At 64.0% G+C, this 534-nt stretch carries 1 protein-coding gene; it reads left to right on the plus strand.

Translation table 11 applies throughout. The annotated features are described in order from the left end of the window. Nucleotides 1-145: 145 nt before the first annotated feature. A partial coding sequence (locus EN893_RS37250; RefSeq protein WP_245490994.1) for an amidase family protein occupies nt 146-534 on the plus strand: 389 nt, incomplete at its 3' end.

A 534-nucleotide genomic window follows, 5' to 3' on the forward strand; every position in this document is an offset into this window, starting at 1 on the left:
AAGTTAGGCGATTGCAATGTATTTGCAACGGCGGAAATAACCTTGTGCACGCCTAAGCTTTTGTGTGTCGCCAGCCGGGTCCGTCGACCGATTGCCAATGGAATCGCCACTGGCTAGCTTGCCCTCAGTGATGGGGGGAGCGCGCATGTCGGTCGAACGGATCCTTTGGGAAGAAGATGCCGCGGGCCTCGCCGATCTGGTCCGCAAGGGCGAGGTTTCGGCCGTCGAGCTGACCGACGCCGCGATTGCCCGCGCCGAGGCCACCCGTCCCGACATCAATGCCACGGCCGAACCGCTCTACGATGCCGCGCGGGCCCGCGCCAAGACCGTCGACCCTTCGCTGCCGCTGGCCGGTGTTCCCTTCGCCATCAAGGATCTCGGCATCGCCATCAGGGGCGTGCCGACGCATGGCGGCAGCCGCATTCCGGCATGGCTGGCCGATGTCAATTCGGTGCTGACCGACCGCTACATCGCTGCCGGACTTATCCCGATCGTCACCTCGACATCGCCGGAGCACGGGCTTCGATTGATGAC

This window comes from Mesorhizobium sp. M7A.F.Ca.CA.004.04.2.1, from assembly GCF_004022825.1.
Lineage (GTDB): Bacteria > Pseudomonadota > Alphaproteobacteria > Rhizobiales > Rhizobiaceae > Mesorhizobium.